The organism is Klebsiella sp. BIGb0149 (assembly GCF_004362605.1).
Classification (GTDB): Bacteria; Pseudomonadota; Gammaproteobacteria; order Enterobacterales; family Enterobacteriaceae; genus Klebsiella; species Klebsiella terrigena.
The window spans coordinates 1-17,497 of the sequence record NZ_SNYG01000011.1 but is presented as its reverse complement, the minus strand read 5'-3'; the positions used below and the strand labels follow the sequence as shown (position 1 = coordinate 17,497).

Annotated in this window: 15 protein-coding genes; 7 read left to right on the top strand and 8 right to left on the bottom strand. The window is 53.9% G+C overall.

The window, feature by feature from the left end; genetic code table 11:
* Window positions 1-20: 20 nt before the first annotated feature.
* Entirely contained in the window at window positions 21-1,844 is a 1,824-nt protein-coding gene (gene typA, locus EDF75_RS25310) for a ribosome-dependent GTPase TypA (protein ID WP_133601286.1), read from the bottom strand.
* A 379-nt stretch (window positions 1,845-2,223) separates the two neighbouring features.
* Here typA and glnA point away from each other — a divergent pair, with 379 nt between their 5' ends.
* From glnA to glnG, 3 genes are all read left to right on the top strand, one after another.
* Complete coding sequence (glnA, locus tag EDF75_RS25305) at window positions 2,224-3,633, top strand: glutamate--ammonia ligase (RefSeq protein ID WP_041143387.1); 1,410 nt, start codon at window positions 2,224-2,226, stop codon at window positions 3,631-3,633.
* 187 nt (window positions 3,634-3,820) lie between these two features.
* Entirely contained in the window at window positions 3,821-4,870 is a 1,050-nt protein-coding gene (glnL, locus tag EDF75_RS25300) for a nitrogen regulation protein NR(II) (protein ID WP_041143386.1), read from the top strand.
* Between the two features lie 8 nt (window positions 4,871-4,878).
* Window positions 4,879-6,288 (top strand): nitrogen regulation protein NR(I), encoded by a 1,410-nt coding sequence (gene glnG, locus EDF75_RS25295; RefSeq protein ID WP_041143385.1) that lies wholly within the window; start codon window positions 4,879-4,881, stop codon window positions 6,286-6,288.
* Window positions 6,289-6,357: 69 nt separating this feature from the next.
* On the opposite strand, the gene hemN is transcribed toward glnG, so the two are convergent.
* Window positions 6,358-7,731, bottom strand: coding sequence for an oxygen-independent coproporphyrinogen III oxidase (gene hemN / locus EDF75_RS25290; protein WP_133601285.1), 1,374 nt, complete (start codon window positions 7,729-7,731; stop codon window positions 6,358-6,360).
* 188 nt (window positions 7,732-7,919) lie between these two features.
* Complete coding sequence (yihI, locus tag EDF75_RS25285) at window positions 7,920-8,426, bottom strand: Der GTPase-activating protein YihI (RefSeq protein WP_133601284.1); 507 nt, start codon at window positions 8,424-8,426, stop codon at window positions 7,920-7,922.
* Window positions 8,427-9,019: 593 nt separating this feature from the next.
* On the opposite strand from yihI, the gene yihA reads away from it, so the two are divergent.
* Window positions 9,020-9,652 (top strand): ribosome biogenesis GTP-binding protein YihA/YsxC, encoded by a 633-nt coding sequence (gene yihA / locus EDF75_RS25280; protein WP_041143382.1) that lies wholly within the window; start codon window positions 9,020-9,022, stop codon window positions 9,650-9,652.
* Window positions 9,653-9,799: 147 nt separating this feature from the next.
* Here yihA and spfP read toward each other — a convergent pair whose 3' ends face one another.
* Window positions 9,800-9,847 (bottom strand): small protein SpfP, encoded by a 48-nt coding sequence (gene spfP / locus EDF75_RS27695; protein WP_071892919.1) that lies wholly within the window; start codon window positions 9,845-9,847, stop codon window positions 9,800-9,802.
* A 165-nt stretch (window positions 9,848-10,012) separates the two neighbouring features.
* Entirely contained in the window at window positions 10,013-12,799 is a 2,787-nt protein-coding gene (polA, locus tag EDF75_RS25275) for a DNA polymerase I (protein ID WP_133601283.1), read from the bottom strand.
* A gap of 395 nt (window positions 12,800-13,194) precedes the next feature.
* On the opposite strand from polA, the gene EDF75_RS25265 reads away from it, so the two are divergent.
* A complete protein-coding gene (locus EDF75_RS25265) occupies window positions 13,195-14,094 on the top strand; it encodes an acyltransferase (protein WP_133601282.1) in 900 nt (299 codons plus the stop codon).
* A gap of 51 nt (window positions 14,095-14,145) precedes the next feature.
* Here the strand turns inward: EDF75_RS25265 and dsbA are convergent, their stop codons facing one another.
* From dsbA to EDF75_RS25250, 3 genes are all read right to left on the bottom strand, one after another.
* Window positions 14,146-14,769, bottom strand: coding sequence for a thiol:disulfide interchange protein DsbA (gene dsbA, locus EDF75_RS25260; protein WP_041143379.1), 624 nt, complete (start codon window positions 14,767-14,769; stop codon window positions 14,146-14,148).
* A 27-nt stretch (window positions 14,770-14,796) separates the two neighbouring features.
* Window positions 14,797-15,783 (bottom strand): serine/threonine protein kinase, encoded by a 987-nt coding sequence (locus EDF75_RS25255; RefSeq protein WP_133601281.1) that lies wholly within the window; start codon window positions 15,781-15,783, stop codon window positions 14,797-14,799.
* Between the two features lie 75 nt (window positions 15,784-15,858).
* Entirely contained in the window at window positions 15,859-16,128 is a 270-nt protein-coding gene (locus EDF75_RS25250; RefSeq protein WP_045853708.1) for a YihD family protein, read from the bottom strand.
* A 71-nt stretch (window positions 16,129-16,199) separates the two neighbouring features.
* On the opposite strand from EDF75_RS25250, the gene mobA reads away from it, so the two are divergent.
* Both mobA and mobB read left to right on the top strand, forming a co-directional pair.
* Entirely contained in the window at window positions 16,200-16,790 is a 591-nt protein-coding gene (gene mobA / locus EDF75_RS25245; RefSeq protein WP_133601280.1) for a molybdenum cofactor guanylyltransferase MobA, read from the top strand.
* The gene (mobB, locus tag EDF75_RS25240; RefSeq protein ID WP_133601279.1) at window positions 16,787-17,302 is read left to right on the top strand and encodes a molybdopterin-guanine dinucleotide biosynthesis protein MobB; all 516 of its coding nucleotides are present in this window, start codon (window positions 16,787-16,789) and stop codon (window positions 17,300-17,302) included. The genes mobA and mobB overlap by 4 nt, the downstream gene beginning before the upstream one ends.
* Window positions 17,303-17,497: the final 195 nt, after the last annotated feature.

The following is a 17,497-nucleotide window of genomic DNA, read 5'->3' as shown; positions in this document are numbered from 1 at the left end:
ATATCAACGGACGGCGAGAATTAGTCTTCTTTCGCACCGCGCATGGCGCGTTTACGATCGTTCTCGGTCAGGTGACGTTTACGAATACGTACGGAAGCAGGCGTAACTTCTACCAGTTCGTCGTCATCGATGAACTCGAGAGCTTGCTCCAGAGACATCTTGATCGGCGGAACCAGAACCGTTGCTTCGTCAGTACCGGACGCACGCATGTTGGTCAGTTTCTTACCGGTCAGGCAGTTTACGGTCAGGTCGTTAGAACGACTGTGAATACCGATGATCTGGCCTTCGTAAACTTCAGCACCGTGGCCCAGGAACAGCTTGCCGCGGTCCTGCAGGCTGAACAGAGCGAACGCAACTGCTTTACCCTGACCGTTGGAGATCAGTACGCCGTTCTGACGCTGGCCAACATCGCCCGCACGAACATCATCGTAGTGGCTGAAGGTGGAGTACAGCAGACCGGTACCGGAGGTCATGGTCATGAACTCAGAACGGAAGCCAATCAGGCCACGGCTTGGGATCACGTAGTCGAGACGTACGCGGCCCTTGCCATCTGGATTCATGTTTTTCAGGTCGCCTTTACGCTCACCCAGAGCCTGCATCACGGAACCCTGATGCTGCTCTTCAACGTCCAGCGTGACGTTTTCGAACGGCTCTTGTTTGCGGCCATCGATTTCGCGGAAGATAACTTTCGGACGGGAAACCGCCATTTCGAAACCTTCACGACGCATGTTCTCGATAAGAACGGACAGGTGCAGCTCGCCACGGCCAGAAACGCGGAATGCGTCCGCATCCGGAGTCTCTTCAACGCGCAGCGCCACGTTGTGTACCAGCTCTTTGTTCAGGCGATCGAGGATCTGGCGAGAAGTAACGTACTTACCTTCTTTACCACAGAACGGAGAGGTGTTAACGCAGAAGAACATAGAAACGGTCGGTTCATCAACGGACAGCGGCGGCAGCGCTTCGACGTTCTGCGGATCGCAGATGGTGTCGGAGATGTTCAGCTCGCCCAGACCGGTGATCGCGATGATATCACCAGCTTCCGCGACGTCAGTCTCGATACGTTCCAGACCGAGGTGGCCCAGGACTTTACCGACTTTACCGTTACGGGTTTTGCCTTCGCTATCAATCAGAGTGACCTGCTGGTTCGGCTTCACTTTACCGCGCTTGATGCGACCGATGCCGATTACGCCAACGTAGTTGTTGTAATCAAGCTGGGAGATCTGCATCTGCAGCGGGCCATCACTATCAACGTCCGGAGCCGGTACGCGATCGATGATGGTCTGATACAGCGGAGTCATGTCTTCAGCCATATCTTCGTGGTCCAGACCCGCGATACCGTTCAGCGCAGATGCGTAAACGATAGGGAAGTCCAGCTGCTCATCAGTTGCGTCGAGGTTAACGAACAGATCGAAGACCTGATCGACAACCCAGTCAGGGCGTGCGCCCGGACGGTCAACTTTGTTGATGACCACAATCGGCTTCAGGCCGTGGGCAAAGGCTTTCTTGGTGACGAAGCGCGTTTGCGGCATCGGACCGTCAAAGGCATCAACCACCAGCAGCACAGAATCAACCATGGACATAACACGCTCAACTTCACCTCCGAAGTCGGCGTGCCCAGGGGTATCAACGATGTTGATACGGTAATCATTCCATTTGATTGCGGTGTTTTTCGCGAGGATGGTAATCCCACGCTCTTTCTCCAAATCGTTGGAGTCCATCACACGCTCTTGTGTTTCGGCACGTGCATCGAACGTACCGGATTGCTGGAGCAGCTTGTCGACCAGGGTAGTTTTACCATGGTCAACGTGCGCGATGATGGCGATGTTACGCAGATTTTCGATCACAAACTTTGCCTCAGGCATTAGAAATAGCGCGTTATTGTACACGTAATAAGCGAAGGACTGAACAGGATCACAAACATCCTCCGCAAACAAGTATTGCAGAGTTTCTTTGTGATCGCTTTCACGGAGCGATAAAAGGGCACCGTAACAAAAACTGCACCAAAATGGTGCTCAATGTTCACACTGAAGCACTATTTTGGTGCATTATTCCTATCATGGTGCAGTTCTTTTGCACTATGGTGCGCATGATACAGCGTTTTACATAGCATTTAAAAGTTGGCACAGATTTCGCTTTATCTATTTTAAGGCAACAACGCCACTTTAAGTAGTAAAAAAGTTTTCGTTACCACGACGACAATGACCAATCCGGGAGAGTTTAAGTATGTCCGCTGAACACGTTTTGACGATGCTGAACGAGCACGAAGTGAAGTTTGTCGATCTGCGCTTCACCGATACCAAAGGTAAAGAACAGCACGTCACAATTCCTTCTCATCAGGTTAATGCCGAATTCTTCGAAGAAGGCAAAATGTTTGATGGCTCCTCGATTGGTGGCTGGAAAGGTATTAACGAATCTGACATGGTTCTGATGCCGGATGCGACCACCGCGCTGATCGACCCGTTCTTCGAAGAACCGACGCTGATCATCCGCTGCGATATCCTGGAACCAGGCACCCTGCAGGGCTACGACCGTGACCCGCGCTCCATCGCTAAGCGCGCTGAAGAGTACCTGCGTTCTACCGGCCTGGCAGATACCGTACTCTTCGGGCCAGAGCCAGAGTTCTTCCTGTTTGACGACATCCGCTTTGGCGCTTCTATCTCCGGTTCCCACGTGGCTATCGACGATATCGAAGGCGCATGGAACTCCTCCACCAAATACGAAGGTGGCAACAAAGGTCACCGTCCTGGCGTGAAAGGCGGCTACTTCCCGGTTCCACCGGTTGACTCCTCTCAGGACATCCGCTCTACCATGTGTATGATCATGGAAGAGATGGGCCTGGTTGTTGAAGCTCACCACCACGAAGTCGCCACTGCTGGTCAGAACGAAATCGCTACCCGCTTCAACACCATGACCAAAAAAGCGGACGAAATTCAGATCTACAAATACGTTGTGCACAACGTTGCTCACCGCTTTGGTAAAACCGCGACCTTTATGCCAAAACCAATGTTTGGCGATAACGGTTCCGGCATGCACTGCCACATGTCCCTGTCCAAGAACGGCGTAAACCTGTTCTCTGGTGACAAATATGCTGGCCTGTCCGAGCAAGCTCTGTTCTACATCGGCGGCGTAATCAAACACGCTAAAGCGATTAACGCCCTGGCTAACCCGACCACCAACTCCTACAAGCGTCTGGTCCCGGGTTACGAAGCACCAGTTATGCTGGCTTACTCTGCCCGTAACCGTTCTGCCTCTATCCGTATTCCGGTGGTCACCTCTCCGAAAGCGCGTCGTATCGAAGTGCGCTTCCCGGACCCGGCTGCTAACCCGTACCTGTGCTTCGCTGCGCTGCTGATGGCTGGTCTTGACGGTATCAAGAACAAAATCCATCCGGGCGAAGCCATGGATAAAAACCTGTATGACCTGCCGCCGGAAGAAGCGAAAGAGATCCCACAGGTTGCAGGTTCTCTGGAAGAAGCACTGAACGCGCTGGACGCTGACCGTGAGTTCCTGACCGCGGGTGGCGTATTCACCAACGACGCTATCGATGCCTACATCGCCCTGCGTATTGAAGAAAACGACCGCGTACGCATGACTCCGCACCCGGTTGAGTTCGAGCTGTACTACAGCGTCTAATTTTGCTGTAAATCCTCGGTATTCCGTGTTGTGGCGTGGGGTACCAGGGATATTTTGTTGCCGTGGAAACTTTCAGCCCATCTCAGGATGGGCTTTTTTCTCCACCAACATGCTGATCTTATGCGCTTTTTACTTATAAAAAGCTATACTGCACTAAAATAGTGCACTCTTTTCAGGAGACTGTCAGATGGCAACAGGCACTCAGCCCGATGCTGGGCAGATCCTTAACTCTTTAATCAACAGCATCTTATTGGTCGATGACGACCTGGCGGTGCACTACGCGAACCCGGCGGCGCAGCAGCTGCTGGCCCAAAGTTCACGCAAGCTGTACGGCACGCCACTCCCCGAGCTGTTGAGCTACTTTTCGCTGAATATCGGTCTGATGCAGGAGAGCCTGCAGGCGGGCCAGGGCTTTACCGACAACGAAGTCACCCTGGTGATCGATGGCCGCTCGCATATCCTGTCCTTAACCGCACAGCGCCTGCCTGAAGGGCAAATCCTGCTGGAAATGGCGCCCATGGATAACCAGCGGCGTCTGAGCCAGGAGCAGCTGCAGCACGCGCAGCAAATCGCGGCGCGTGATTTAGTCCGCGGTCTGGCCCACGAGATTAAAAATCCGTTGGGCGGCCTGCGGGGTGCGGCGCAGCTGCTGAGTAAGGCGCTACCCGATCCGGCGCTGATGGAATACACCAACGTCATCATTGAGCAGGCCGACCGCTTGAGAAATCTGGTCGATCGCCTGCTGGGACCGCAGCATCCCGGAATGCACGTCACCGAAAGCATCCATAAAGTCGCTGAGCGGGTGGTGAAGCTGGTGTCGATGGAGCTGCCGGACAACGTCAAGCTTATCCGTGATTACGACCCTAGCCTGCCGGAGCTGGCGCACGACCCGGACCAAATTGAACAGGTCCTGCTGAATATCGTACGCAATGCGCTGCAGGCGCTGGGGCCAGAAGGCGGAGAAATTATTCTGCGCACCCGCACCGCCTTCCAGCTGACGCTGCATGGCGTACGCTACCGTCTCGCTGCGCGCATTGATGTGGAAGACAACGGCCCGGGAATTCCGTCCCATTTACAGGATACGCTTTTTTATCCCATGGTCAGCGGTCGCGAAGGCGGTACCGGTCTGGGGCTTTCCATTGCCCGCAGTCTTATCGACCGACACTCCGGCAAAATTGAATTTACCAGTTGGCCAGGGCATACCGAATTCTCGGTATTCCTGCCTATTCGGAAGTAGAGGTGTTTATGCAACGAGGGATAGCCTGGATCGTTGATGACGATAGCTCCATCCGTTGGGTGCTTGAACGCGCGCTCACCGGGGCAGGCTTGAGTTGTACAACGTTTGAAAGCGGCAACGAGGTGCTTGATGCACTCACCACCAAAACCCCGGATGTACTGCTGTCTGATATTCGGATGCCGGGGATGGATGGGCTCGCGCTGCTGAAACAAATTAAGCAACGCCATCCGATGCTTCCGGTCATCATAATGACCGCGCATTCGGATCTGGATGCGGCAGTAAGCGCCTATCAGCAGGGGGCCTTTGATTATCTGCCGAAACCTTTTGATATTGATGAAGCCGTGGCGCTGGTTGACCGCGCTATCAGCCACTATCAGGAGCAGCAGCAGCCGCGAAATGCGCCGATAAACAGCCCAACGGCCGATATCATCGGTGAAGCGCCGGCGATGCAGGATGTCTTTCGCATTATCGGCCGCCTGTCGCGCTCTTCTATTAGCGTGCTGATCAACGGTGAATCCGGTACCGGTAAAGAGCTGGTCGCCCACGCCCTGCACCGCCACAGCCCGCGGGCGAAGGCGCCGTTTATCGCGCTGAATATGGCCGCGATCCCAAAAGACCTGATCGAGTCCGAGCTGTTCGGTCACGAGAAAGGGGCATTTACCGGTGCTAACACCGTGCGCCAGGGCCGCTTTGAGCAGGCCGATGGCGGCACGCTGTTTCTCGATGAAATTGGCGATATGCCGCTGGACGTGCAGACGCGCCTGCTGCGCGTGCTGGCCGACGGTCAGTTCTATCGCGTTGGCGGCTATGCGCCGGTGAAGGTGGACGTCAGGATCATTGCCGCGACCCACCAAAACCTCGAACAGCGCGTCCAGGAAGGTAAATTCCGTGAGGACCTGTTCCACCGTCTGAACGTAATTCGCGTCCATCTGCCGCCGCTGCGCGAGCGCCGGGAGGATATTCCGCGCCTGGCTCGCCACTTCCTGCAGGTTGCGGCGCGCGAGCTGGGCGTTGAAGCTAAGCTGCTGCACCCGGAAACGGAAACGGCGCTCACCCGCCTGGCCTGGCCCGGCAACGTGCGTCAGCTCGAAAATACCTGCCGCTGGCTGACGGTGATGGCCGCCGGTCAGGAGGTGCTGACCCAGGATCTTCCCAGCGAGCTGTTTGAAACCTCGGTACCGGACAGCCCCACGCATATGCAGCCGGATAGCTGGGCGACGCTGCTGGGACAGTGGGCCGATCGCGCCCTGCGATCCGGTCATCAAAACCTGCTCTCTGAGGCTCAGCCGGAAATGGAGCGGACGCTGCTGACCACCGCCCTGCGCCATACGCAGGGGCACAAGCAGGAGGCTGCACGCCTGCTGGGATGGGGACGAAACACGCTTACCCGTAAGCTGAAAGAGTTGGGAATGGAATAACGCGGTTCGCGCTGGCCGCTCGGCCAGCCGCTTCATCACCCCGGTAACCCTGCGTCGCCGGGATTTTGCTTAAATAACCCGTGAGAACTGCTGCATCCGCGCTTTCTGGCGCAGATAGGTATCAAAACACATGCAGATGTTGCGGATCAGCAGGCGGCCTTTCGGCGTGACCTGAATCCCCTTTTCATCGATGTCCACCAGCCCATCTTTCGCCAGCGGTGCAAGCAGCTGCAAATCTTCGGCAAAATAGTGCTGACAATCGATGTCCCACTGTGCGGTGACGGCAGCAAAATCGAGACGGAAATTACAGATCAGCGATTTGATGACGTCCCGGCGTATGCAGTCATCGCGGGTCAGCGCAATGCCGCGCCACAGGGCGTTCCCGGTTTCATCAACCTGCTGATAGTAGTGCTTCAGTTCTTTCTGGTTCTGCGCGTAGCAGTTGCCAATCATGCTGATCGCAGAAACGCCCATCCCCAGCAGGTCGGTGTCGCCCTGGGTAGTGTAGCCCTGGAAGTTGCGATGCAGCACGCCTTCACGCTGGGCAATCGCCAGTTCGTCATCCGGGCGCGCAAAATGATCCATGCCGATAAACTGGTAGCCGGCATCGGTGAGCGAGCCAATCGTCTCCTGCAGGATATCCAGCTTCTGTTCCGCCGTAGGCAGGTCCGCATCCTTGATTTTACGCTGCGCGGCAAAGAGCGTGGGCAGATGCGCATAGTTAAATACGCTCAGGCGATCGGGGTTGAGTTCGGCCACCTTCTGCAGCGTAAAGGCAAAACTTTCCGGCGTTTGCTTCGGCAGGCCATAAATCAGATCGATATTGGTAGAGGTAAACCCAATATCACGCGCATGGTTGAGCAGAGCAAAGATAAAGTCTTCATCCTGCTCGCGGTTCACCAGACGCTGCACCTCTTTATTGAAGTCCTGCACGCCCATACTCAGGCGATTGAAGCCCTCAGCGCGCAGGTGGTCAAGCACGTCCAGCTCAATTTCCCGCGGATCGACTTCAATTGAAATCTCAGCATCGGCAATAAAATTGAAGTGGGTGCGCAGCAAATTCATCAGCCGGCTGATTTGTTCTTTATTCAGATAGGTTGGCGTTCCGCCGCCCCAGTGCAGCTGACGCACCTGGCGTTCGGTAAACAGCGGGGCCCGATGAATAATCTCCTGCTCGAGCACGTCCAGGTACTGGTCGGCCTTATGCTGCTGGCGGGTCACAATTTTATTGCAGCCGCAGAAATAGCAGAGCTTATGGCAAAACGGGATATGCACGTACAGCGATAGCGGGCGCTGCGGATAGCGGGCCACCGCCTCGTCGAACTCAGCGGCGCCAAATTCGGGAGAAAACTCCAGCGCGGTGGGGTACGAGGTATAACGCGGCCCGGAATAGTTATATTTTTGGATCAGGGCCAGATCCCAGTCGATTAACTGCACGGTCATGCTCACTCCTTCCGATGGTGCCGCCGGCGGGTACGCCGCCCCGGCCCAACCGCACTTCGGGTAATGAGCCGGTTGCGCAGCCATTTCTGACGCCGCGACAACCGTCGTAGTTTAGCGAATAACCACAGCAGATAACACATAACCAGAAGGGTTATAAGCAGGACCGGGAATCCGACTGAGTGCAAACGTTAGTTTCCACCCTTCAGCAGGCGCATCATATCTTCCTTGCGCTCTTCTTCTTCCTCATCTTCGTCGTCGTCGTAGGAGAGGCCGAGCTGCTGCATAAGCTCATCAATGCGATCGAGCTTGGCATCAACCCAGGTCTGTTCTTCAGCATTCAGGGAACCACCCTCTTCCAGACGTTCCAGCAGCGCGTCCAGGCGCTCATCGTTTTCCAGCAAATCCAGCTCAGCCTGCGGTGAAAGCATAGGTTTCTCGCTCTTCGGTTTGTGCTGCTTAGTAGCCGGGGTGCTCTCGGTCACGCCCAGCGGAATCGGTTTCTTGCTACCAATACGCGGATCTTGCTGCTGACCTGCTTTTTTGCCTGCCGAGGAGCCCTCTCCGCCGGTGGCGCGACTTCCTGCCGTATGACCGCGATGTTTCTTCTGACGCTTGCGATCGCGGGCTTCCTGATTCAATTCTTCACGCGTCTTACGCTGTGTTTTACCACGGGATACAGATGTCGGTTTTTTCATGGTGTGTAATCTTCAGATCGTTTTCTTCAGTATAGAATTGAGGCGGAATCTAGCAGAAAGCAAGCAAAGAAAAAAGGCGACAGATTACTCTGTCGCCTTTTTCCTCACGAACAACCCTTAAAGGGTTTCCACTTTCCATGTTAGCTAACGACAAACCCTGTCTTTCCCTTAGCTAATAACGTTCCTTGTTACATCCTTTTCCCTTTGAAAACGTCTCCAGACGCTGGTCATCCTGACAATCCCTGGTCTTCGCCTCCTGGCGCTCCCTGACCGCTCATCCTGAGCCCTGTTCCTGTTGGCATCCTCGCCTTGACCACTACTTTACCGGGTTAAAGGAATCCTACAACCAGGTACCGTGCAAAAAGGCAATTTTCGGAATTTTCTTCAAGAGATAATTCATTGATAAATAATGATTTTAACCATTAAGCCACCAATCTTTTTCATGTATTTCCCATACCACGAATGGTCAATGTCTTACAAAGTATATGGTTTTAACCTACAGCGCCTTAATTTGAGGGATGCGGTAAAAACAGCCTTTTTCTGTTGTTCAGGTATAATCCCCGCCATAGCCTTATTTAACGGAGACGACAGTCTTGACCAACTGGAACTATCAACAGACGCATTTTGTCACCAGCGCACCGGATATCCGCCATCTTCCTTCCGATACCGGAATCGAAGTGGCGTTTGCCGGTCGCTCAAATGCCGGGAAATCCAGCGCCCTGAATACGCTGACTAATCAGAAAAGCCTGGCGCGTACCTCAAAAACGCCGGGGCGTACCCAGCTGATTAACCTGTTCGAAGTTGCCGACGGTAAACGCCTGGTCGATTTACCGGGCTACGGCTACGCTCAGGTTCCCGAGGAGATGAAGATCAAATGGCAGCGGGCGCTGGGTGAATACCTCGAAAAACGCCTGTGTCTGAAAGGGCTGGTTATTTTGATGGATATTCGCCATCCGCTGAAAGACCTCGACCAGCAGATGATCGAATGGGCAGTAGAAAGCGATATCCAGGTGCTGGTGCTGCTGACTAAGTCCGATAAGCTGGCCAGCGGAGCCCGTAAAGCGCAGCTCAATATGGTGCGTGAGGCGGTACTCGCCTTTAACGGTGATGTGCAGGTTGAGGCATTCTCTTCGCTGAAGAAATCAGGCGTCGATAAGCTGCGGCAGAAGCTCGATAGCTGGTTTAACGAAATCCCTCCTCAGGAAGAGATCGAAGACGGGGAGTAATCTCCGTCAGACTCCCCGGATAACGGCGCTTAGCGCCTTATTCGGGCGACAAAATCAGGCCAGCGCCCACCATTCCGGTCGATAAAAACTTTTCTTTCGCGCAATAAAAAACGCCCCGGTCATAAATGACCGGGGCGGCTAAAATATTCAGCCAAATCCGATTACGTGAAGTAAAAGGTCTGAAAGATAGAACATCTTACCTCTGTACCCTACGTCATTAACTCTACTCTTCTTTCAGTTAGGGAGAAAGCACTTTTTGTAGTTTTTTTTCACTCTTTACATAGCAAATTCGAATGATCGTCACAAAACGCTATAAGTTATGTTGCTTACTTACAGAAAAACGCTCTCTCCACGAAATACTTAGTGCGCTTGATCCCAGTTTTCTCCGCTACCCACTTCCACCAGCAGCGGAACCGCCAGCGTGGTGCTGTTTTCCATTAATTCATGGACCTTTTTCGCCACGCTATCGAGGTCATCTTTATGCACTTCAAAGACCAGTTCATCGTGCACCTGCATGATCATCCGCACCCGCGGCTTCTCGGTCTGCAGCCACTCATCAACGGCAATCATTGCCCGTTTAATGATATCCGCAGCCGTCCCCTGCATTGGCGCGTTGATTGCCGCTCGCTCAGCGCCCGCACGACGTGCGCCGTTGCTGGATTTGATGTCCGGGAGATAGAGCCGACGACCGTCCAGGGTTTCAACATATCCCTGCTCTTTCGCCTGCGCGCGGGTGCGCTCCATATAATCCAGCACGCCCGGATAGCGCTCGAAGTAGAGATCCATATACTTTTGCGCTTCTCTGCGCGGAATATTGAGCTGGCGTGCGAGGCCGAATGCGCTCATGCCGTAAATCAAACCAAAGTTGATCGCTTTAGCGCTACGACGCTGCTCGCTGCTGACGCTCTCCAGCGGCAGGCTAAAGACCTCCGCCGCCGTCGCCCGGTGGATATCTTTCCCTTCGGCAAAAGCGGTCAGCAGGCCATTATCGCGAGATAAATGGGCCATGATGCGCAGTTCAATCTGCGAGTAGTCGGCAGAGACGATGAGATAATCCTGCGGCGCGATAAACGCCTGGCGAATGCGTCGCCCTTCGTCGTTACGCACCGGTATATTTTGCAGGTTAGGGTCCGTAGAAGAGAGACGCCCAGTGGCGGTAACGGCCTGATGGTATGAGGTATGGACCCGGCCGGTTTTGGGGTTAATCATCAGCGGCAGCTTATCGGTATACGTCGACTTCAGCTTGGCCAGCCCGCGGTACTCAAGAATCACCTTCGGCAGCGGATAGTCCAGCGCCAGCTCTTCCAGCACCTCTTCCGAAGTCGACGGCGCGCCGCCTGGAGTTTTCTTCAGCGGTTTAATGCCCTGCTTTTCAAACAGAATCGTTTGCAGCTGCTTCGGTGAGGAGAGATTGAACTCTTCCCCGGCGATCTCATAGGCCTTCTGCTCCAGCTCAACCAGGCGCTTAGCGATCTCCTGAGAATGGGCATGCAGCACCGCCGGATCAATTTTAACCCCGTTGCGCTCAACGCGGGATAGCACCGGTACCAGCGGCATTTCGATATTTTTAAATACGTGTAGCGGCCCTTCGTGCTGCTGCAGCTTCGGCCACATCTTCAGGTGCAGCTGCAGAGTGACGTCGGCATCTTCAGCCGCATAGCGGCCCGCTTCTTCCAACGCAATCTGGTTAAACGTAAGCTGATTCTTTCCTTTGCCGGCAATCTCTTCAAAGGTAATGGTTTTATGCTGAAGCCAGCGATCGGAGAGGCTATCCATGTCATGACGCCCGGCCACGCTATCAAGGATGTAGGACTCCAGCATCGTATCGAAGGCAATGCCGCGGAGCTCAATGCCATAGTTCGCCAAAATCCCGCGGTCGTACTTCAGGTTTTGCCCAACTTTGAGGAGGCTGTTATCTTCCAGCAGCGGTTTGAGCAGCTCAAGCACGCGATCGCGCGGGATCTGATCCGGCGCATCGAGATAATCATGCGCAACCGGTACATAGGCCGCAACGCCGGGTTCGATAGCGAACGACAGGCCGACCATGTTGGCCGAGATGTTATCCAGGCTGTCCGTTTCCGTATCAAAAGCAAACAGCGGCGCTTTCTTGAGCTTCTCAATCCACGCCGTTAGCGTCTCTTCATCAAGAATGGTGACGTAGTTTTCGGCAGACAGCGTTGCCGCAGCTTCAACAACCTCTTCTTCAGCCACCGCCGCTTGCGCCGGTTTTGCCGCAGGCTTGCTCCCTTTTGCCTGCATCCATTTGCCGGACTCCACGTCGGTTATCCAGCGCTTGAATTCATACTTTTTGAACAGCGTCAGCAGATCGTCCGCCGCCGGTTCCACAACCAGCAGCTCTTCGCAGCTCAGATCCAGCTCCACGTCTGTTTTAATGGTTGCCAGCTGGTAGGAGAGGTACGCCACCTCTTTATTCTGCTCGAGCTTCGCCGCCATTGTTTTGGCGCCACGGAAGCTCAGGCCAGCGATTTTTTCCGCTTCGGCATACAGCGTATCAAGGCCACCCAATCCCTGTAGCAGGGCCTGAGCGGTTTTCTCTCCGACCCCCGGAACGCCTGGAATGTTATCCGAGGAGTCGCCCATCAGGGCGAGGAAATCGATGATCAGCTCTGGCGGAACGCCGTACTTCGTCACCACTTCATCCGGGCCGAGGATCGTATTGGTCATGGTGTTAATCAGGGTGATACCCGGAGTGACCAGCTGGGCCATGTCCTTATCGCCGGTACTGATCAATACCGGACGACCCGCTTTTTCAGCCTCACGCGCCAAGGTGCCAATCACATCGTCAGCCTCCACGCCCGGTACCGCCATCAGCGGCAGGCCCATCGCTTTCACCATCGTGTGCAGCGGCTCAATCTGCGCGCGCAGATCGTCTGGCATCGGCGGACGGTGGGATTTGTAGTGCTCAAACAGTTCGTCACGGAAAGTTTTTCCTTTGGCATCAAACACCACCACGGCATGGGTGGGCTGGTACTGCAGGATCAGGCTTCGCAGCATATTCAGCACGCCGTACATTGCGCCGGTCGGCTCGCCTGCGCTGTTGGTCAGCGGCGGGAATGCGTGATACGCCCGGTAAAGGTAAGAGGAGCCGTCAACGAGGATGAGGGGGTTTTCAGGGATCTGAACCATAATTTCCGTGCCTGTTTATCAGATTATGGATAAAGGATGCCACAGACAGGCATGAAAACCTGAATTTTTCCCACATTTCGCCGAAAAGATTCATCGATCCGGTCGATCCTGCGGTACGGCTATCTGTGGATAAGTTTGTGCATAGTTTTAGGCCGGTAGCCGGTGCGTGTGAAAAAAAACGCACATCACTATAATTAGTTTTTATTTATCATGGTGTTATATATATTTTATTGATTTAAAGCCGTCACTATGACTCAATGCTCCATGTGGATATAAGATCCGCCTGTTTTTCTATTCTCGTTAGACCCGTCATTTGCTGCGTTTTCTGATAAAATCAGGCTCTTGCGCCGTTTAATCGCGCTCTTTCTCAGCCTAACTTTCTGAATAAAATAACTATGTCGAGATTACTCGCAGCGATAACGCTTCCTCTAAGTATCACTCTTACCATCCTGGTTACCATTATTTGTTCCGTACCGATTATCATCGCCGGAGTCATTAAACTGCTGGTGCCGATCCCTGCGGTATGGCGCGCTATCTCTCATTTTTGTAATTTCATGATGTACTGCTGGTGCGAAGGGCTGGCGCTGCTGCTGTACCTCAACCCGGGGCTGAAGTGGGACGTGCAGGGTCTTGAAGGGCTGAATAAAAAGAACTGGTATCTGCTCATTAGCAATCATCATAGCTGGGCAGATATCGTGGTGCTCTGCGTGCTGTTCCGCAAGCATATACCGATGAACAAATACTTCCTCAAGCAGCAGCTAGCCTGGGTGCCTTTTATCGGTCTTGCCTGCTGGGCGTTGGATATGCCCTTTATGCGCCGCTACTCGCGAGGCTATCTCATCCGCCACCCGGAGCGCCGCGGCAAAGATGTTGCAACGACCCGTCGCTCCTGCGAGAAATTCCGCGCTTACCCAACGACCATCGTTAACTTTGTCGAAGGGTCGCGTTTCACCGAGGAAAAGCAGCACCAGACCCGTTCGCCTTACGCCAATTTATTGCCCCCAAAGGCGGCGGGCATTGCGATGGCGCTAAACGTACTGGGCAGTCAGTTCGATAAGCTGCTGGACGTGACGTTATGCTATCCACAGAATAACCGACGCCCCTTTTACGATATGCTTTGCGGCCGCCTCACGCGCATTACGGTGCAGGTTAATCTGATGCCCGTCGCTGGGGAGCTGCACGGTGATTACGTGAATGATAAGAACTTTAAACGTCGCTTTCAGCGCTGGCTGAACGAGTTATGGCAAGAAAAAGACGCCCGGCTGACGGAAATGCTACAACGGCAGGAAAAGTAACTTTATTGAGCCCGGAAACAACAACGCCGGTCACTGACCGGCGTTATTTTTTTATTTCTTCTCAACCAGCTGCTTAACGGTATCAGCATACTGGGCGACAAATGCGTCCATATTACTGGTATCCATTCCCTGCGGGTTCAGCTGATATTTACCGTTAACATACATCGCCGGTACGCCCTGCAGCTGCAGGTCAGCCGCGGCTTTTTCCTGCTGGGCAACCAGAGATTTCACCACGAAGCTGTTCCAGGCCGCATCGTAATCTTCCCCCTTCACGCCGGCATCAACGAAGACTTTGCGAATATCGGCAACGGTCTGCACGGTTTGTGTTTTCTGCACCGCTTCAAACATCGGCACGGTGATCCGATCTTCAACGCCCAGCGCCATGGCCACCGCCCACGCCTGAGTTAAATCTTTGCCCAGCGGGCCAAGGAACTCAACGTGGTACTTGGTCATTTTGACGCCTTCCGGCAGCTTTTTCTTCACGTTGTCAGAAACGTGCAGCACTTCTTCAAACTGATAGCAGTGCGGGCAGTAGAACGAGAAGAATTCGAGCACCTGAGGCTCGCCGGCAACCGGCTTCTCGAGGGTAATGTACTGCTTGCCGTCGGTTATCTGGGCAGCGGATGCACTAAAAGCCAGAATCATACCAGCCAGCGCCAGCCAAATTTTTTTCATTTTTAACTCTCTCCTGGAAATATCAGATTAATACATTGGCGTTAACTGAAGAGGGGGTTCCTGTAGAACCTTCACCTGCTCAAGAAAAGTTTTGGTCTGCCCGCGCCAGTAGTCTTCCTCGGTCAGCCATGGGAAGTTGATAGGGAAGGCAGGATCGTCCCAGCGTCGCAGCAACCACGCAAGGTAGTAGACTAAGCGCATGGCGCGTAAAGGTTCGATGAGGGCAATTTCGTCGGTGTTAAACGGGCTGAATTCTTCATAAGCTTCAACGATCGTCTCCAGCTGCATGCGCTGTTCGGCTTTATCACCGTTCAGCAGCATCCAGAGATCCTGGATAGCGGGGCCGTTGCGGGCATCATCCAGATCGACAAAAAGCGGGCCATCGCGCCAGAGAATATTTCCGGCATGGCAGTCACCGTGCAGGCGCAGGATCTTAGCGCCGCCGTCCCATTTCGCCGTGACCGCCTCGATCAGCTTATCCACCGCAGCGAGAAAACGTCCCTTCAGACCGGCCGGTATCAGCGTTGAGTGCTCAAAGACCGCGCGCGGCTCGAGTAAATATTCCTTAATGCCGATCTCTGGTCGGGCAACAAAGAGCTGCTTGCGCCCGGTTTGATGCAGGCGGCCAAGAAAACGCCCTACCCACTCCATCTGATCAAGGTTATCTGCTTCAAACTGACGCCCGCCAAGGCTTGGGAAAACGGCAAAGAAGAAGCCCTGGTGTTGATGAAGCGAGCGATCGTTGAAGCGCAGCGGCGCGGCGACGGGCACCTCATCCTGCTCTAGCTGGAAGGTAAACTGGTGTTCTTCGAGGATCTGTTCGGCAGACCAACGCTCAGGACGATAGAACTTCACCACATAGCGGCGGCGATCTTCGTCCTGAAACTGGTAAACGCGGTTTTCATAGCTATTTAGCGGAGTGAGACCTGAGTCTACCCGCATCCCCAGATCAAACAGGCCATCGATGATGGTATCCGGGTGAAGCGTCTGAAAATTGAAAGCCTTATCGTGCATCCTGACATCCGATAATCGTACGAATAGTTCAGGATATCATCTCATAACTCATTCTGTGGTCGCACTTACAACCTTTTACTCTTTAATCACGCCGCGAGCGCGCAGTAGCGCCGTTTTGAAATCTTCTTCGTAGTCTTTCTTAATCCCTGGAATAACGGCTTCTTTTGTCGAGTCACGCATCTTCAGATGGTAAATAAGAATATCGTCAGAAAGATCGGCGAGTTCCCCCTTATAACCGGCCTCTTTCGCCAGTTTCTGCAAGAATTGAATCAGATTCAGTTCCGGCTCTTTTTGCCAGGCTGGCTGGAGGAGTTCAATAACTTCATTCAGACGTTTACATTTCATGGTCATGCTCCTTACTCTTGATAGGGACAAGTTAACAGGGTCAATCCCACAATGAAAGAGGCGATATTTCTATGCAAGGCGAGGCAATAACCGGCGTCGTGCTGGCCGGCGGAAAAGCCACGCGGATGGGCGGAGTGGATAAAGGACTGCAGCCGCTAAACGGGCAGCCGCTATGGCGCTATGTTACGGATGCGCTGCAACCGCAGGTGACCAGCCTGGCGATCAGCGCCAACCGTAATCTGCAAAGCTGGCAAGCGACGGGTTACCCAATCTATACCGATAGCCTTAGCGATTTTCCCGGACCGCTGGCCGGTATGCTGTCGGTGATGCAGCAGATAGAGTGTCCCTGGTTTGTGTTTTGCCCCTGTGACACGCCGTTTATTCCGCCGTTTCTGGTTGAGCGTTTGATGCAGCAGAAGCAGGCCTCACCGGTGGTCTGGGCGCACGATGGGGAGCGGGATCACCCCGCTATCGCCCTGATACATCGCCGGCTAATACCACAGCTGGAAGCCTATCTGGCGGCCGGCGAACGGCGAGTGATGGTCTTTATGCGCCAGGCAGGCGGGCATAGCGTCGATTTTAGCGACGTAAAGTCTGCGTTTATTAATGTGAATACGCTTGCTGACTTACAGCATATTCACGATATGCAGGAGCCGTTATGATCCCTGTTTTAGCAATTTCTGCCTGGAGCGGAACCGGTAAAACAACGTTATTAAAGCAGCTGATCCCGGCATTATGCGCCGAGGGGTTGCGCCCTGGTTTGATAAAGCATACCCATCACGATATGGATGTCGATAAGCCAGGGAAAGACAGCTATGAGCTGCGCAAAGCAGGTGCCGCGCAGACTATTGTCGCCAGTACGCAGCGCTGGGCGCTGATGACTGAAACTCCGGATCAAGAAGAAGTAGACCTGCCGTGGCTGGTTAGCCGGATGGATGCCTCAAAGCTGGACGTTGTGTTGGTAGAGGGTTTTAAGCATGAACCTGTAGCTAAGATCGTGCTTTTTCGGCAAAACGGCGGCCATCGTGTTGAGGATCTTGTTCTCGATAAGTACGTTATTGCGGTCGCCAGCGATGCGCCGGTGATGACTTCTTTGCCCCAGCTGGATTTAAATGATATTGCGCAGATCGCGGCATTTATTGTGCGCTGGTTAGAAGAACAGCGCGGGTGGTGAGAGGCAAGATTAGCGGCTGAAGGGTTAGGGATCGCGGCGCGCGACGCCCGATCCGGGCGGCGTCCGGCCGCTTTTCCTTAAACCGCAGACAACAAAAAACCCCCATGCTTTCGCATGAGGTTTTTCTGTTTGTTTGATGCCTGGCAGTTCCCTACTCTCACATGGGGAGACCCCACACTACCATCGGCGCTACGG

Coding starts and splice junctions, on each gene's coding strand:
- glnA (WP_041143387.1), top strand. CDS start 2,224: ATGTCCGCTGAACACGTTTTGACGATGCTGAACGAGCACGAAGTGAAG.
- glnL (WP_041143386.1), top strand. CDS start 3,821: ATGGCAACAGGCACTCAGCCCGATGCTGGGCAGATCCTTAACTCTTTA.
- glnG (WP_041143385.1), top strand. CDS start 4,879: ATGCAACGAGGGATAGCCTGGATCGTTGATGACGATAGCTCCATCCGT.
- hemN (WP_133601285.1), bottom strand. CDS start 7,731: ATGACCGTGCAGTTAATCGACTGGGATCTGGCCCTGATCCAAAAATAT.
- yihI (WP_133601284.1), bottom strand. CDS start 8,426: ATGAAAAAACCGACATCTGTATCCCGTGGTAAAACACAGCGTAAGACG.
- polA (WP_133601283.1), bottom strand. CDS start 12,799: ATGGTTCAGATCCCTGAAAACCCCCTCATCCTCGTTGACGGCTCCTCT.
- EDF75_RS25265 (WP_133601282.1), top strand. CDS start 13,195: ATGTCGAGATTACTCGCAGCGATAACGCTTCCTCTAAGTATCACTCTT.
- dsbA (WP_041143379.1), bottom strand. CDS start 14,769: ATGAAAAAAATTTGGCTGGCGCTGGCTGGTATGATTCTGGCTTTTAGT.
- EDF75_RS25255 (WP_133601281.1), bottom strand. CDS start 15,783: ATGCACGATAAGGCTTTCAATTTTCAGACGCTTCACCCGGATACCATC.
- EDF75_RS25250 (WP_045853708.1), bottom strand. CDS start 16,128: ATGAAATGTAAACGTCTGAATGAAGTTATTGAACTCCTCCAGCCAGCC.
- mobA (WP_133601280.1), top strand. CDS start 16,200: ATGCAAGGCGAGGCAATAACCGGCGTCGTGCTGGCCGGCGGAAAAGCC.
- mobB (WP_133601279.1), top strand. CDS start 16,787: ATGATCCCTGTTTTAGCAATTTCTGCCTGGAGCGGAACCGGTAAAACA.